General features: G+C 39.8%; 1 protein-coding gene. It reads left to right on the top strand.

The features are described 5' to 3' along the window. Positions 1-516 precede the first annotated feature (516 nt). A complete protein-coding gene (ltrA, locus tag AB1467_07390; protein ID MEW6296078.1) occupies positions 517-1,893 on the top strand; it encodes a group II intron reverse transcriptase/maturase in 1,377 nt (458 codons plus the stop codon). Positions 1,894-1,969: the final 76 nt, after the last annotated feature.

Genomic DNA, 1,969 nt, shown 5'->3' with positions numbered 1-1,969 from the left:
GTGCGCCACGAAGCGTAATATTGCAAGTTGGTGAAAATCCAACCTTGCCAATTTTCTATTCGGGCAGGAAGATGAAGAAACAGGAATTAATGGCGACAATAATTCTTGAAGCTTTCCAAATCAGTGAAAGAGCCGTAACCAATAGGTGAACAGGAGATAGCTTCGATAAGAAATTTCAGTTGGCGATGCTATGCTGTCGGAAGTAGCCTGGAATCTGGTATGAAGAAATAGAAATGTGCAATATCAGAAGCTGACGGAGTTGTGACTGATGGCGAGTTCACAAAAGGTAATATTATGAACGTGGGAGAGCTTGTATGTTGAGGAGAGCAACCTAAAATAGAATATATAAGTGAAGACGAAATTATTCTATGGCATGCAAGCAGTCGGATATGCCCATAGTACTGAAGATAGCTGAGACAACAAAACTCAGAAGAAGGGAAGGGGCATTACTATACAAATGCTTTCAAAGAAAAGGAGTAAAAACGGATTGAGGAAAACTCTACAAACGAGGGTTCAATGGAACTGAAAGTTATCCCAACAAGGTTGGAACTTACCAAAGGAAACCCAGAGGTGAAGCATAGCCCACAAGGAAATAACGGCAGTGACAATGAACGAGTACGAATCTTCCAGCGAAAGCTATATATGAAAGCCAAACAGGAAAAAGGCTTTAAGTTCTACGTTCTCTATGATAAGGTTCGATTAGACTATTTCCTGAGAGAATCATATCGGAGAGTAAAACAAAACGGAGGAGCACCGGGAGTAGATGGAATTACATTCGAACAAATAGAAGCGATAGGAGTGGAAAACTATCTTGAAGAAATCAGAGAGGAATTGGCAACCCACACCTACAAACCTTCGATGGTGAAACGAGTGTACATTGCGAAGGCAAACGGAAAAATGCGACCGTTGGGAATACCCACAATCAAAGACCGAATAGTACAAATGAGTTGCAAAATGGTAATAGAACCAATCTTTGAAGCGGATTTTGAGGATAGTTCATACGGATTCCGACCAAAGAGAAGTTCAAAGGATGCCATAATAGCAATCAAGAAACATCTGCAAGCAGGAAGGACAACCGTACTGGATGCAGACATAAGGAGTTACTTTGATAATATTCCCCATGAAAAGCTGATGATAGTAATCAAGGAAAGAATCAGCGATAAGAACATCATCAAGCTAATCAAGATGTGGTTAAAGTCTCCGGTAAAAGAAGGGAACAAGATAACAGGTGGTAAGAGAAGTAAACTCGGAACGCCGCAAGGCGGAGTAATCTCACCACTGCTTGCGAACATCTACCTAAATTTAGTTGATAGAATAATCAACAAGATGCAAGGGGAGTTCAGGAAGCTGGGCATATACATAGTTCGGTATGCAGATGACTTTGTGATAATGGGAAGGAAGATAACAGATAAGGTGATAACAAGGATAGAGAATATATTTGGTAGGATGGAGTTGGAACTAAATAAAGAAAAAACCCGGATAAAGCAAGCAACCGAAGAAAGCTTTGACTTTTTGGGGTTCACATTTCGGTATGATAGAAGCCTATATAATACGGGGCAGAAATACTGGAATATAATACCAAGTAAAAAGTCTGAGAAGAAACTCAGAGAACTAATAAGAGAATATCTCTGGGGAAGAAGGCATCTTCGGATAGCTGAAGTAGTTGCAGGATTGAATGTGAGAGTAAGGGGCTGGTTGAATTACTATAAAATCCCAAAAGCCAGTAACATAAAAAGAACTACATTCAAGCTTCAGCATTATCTTGGACGCAGACTTAAAAAGTACTTTGAAAGAAAAAGTCAACGTGGATGTAAGCGTTATAGCTGGGACGCTCATGAAAAACTTGTTAAGCATTGGGGCTTAATTAATGTTACAAAATTTGCGTATGACTGAAAACTGTGAATGCTTTATACAAATTATATAGGAAAGCCGTATGAAGGAAAACTTCACGTACGGTTTGACGAGGGGG

The sequence above is a fragment of the Candidatus Diapherotrites archaeon genome (assembly GCA_040755695.1).
Lineage (GTDB): Archaea > Iainarchaeota > Iainarchaeia > Iainarchaeales > 1-14-0-10-31-34 > JBFMAK01.
The sequence above is the reverse complement of the archived record's forward strand: the minus strand, read 5'-3'. Positions and strand labels throughout refer to the sequence as shown.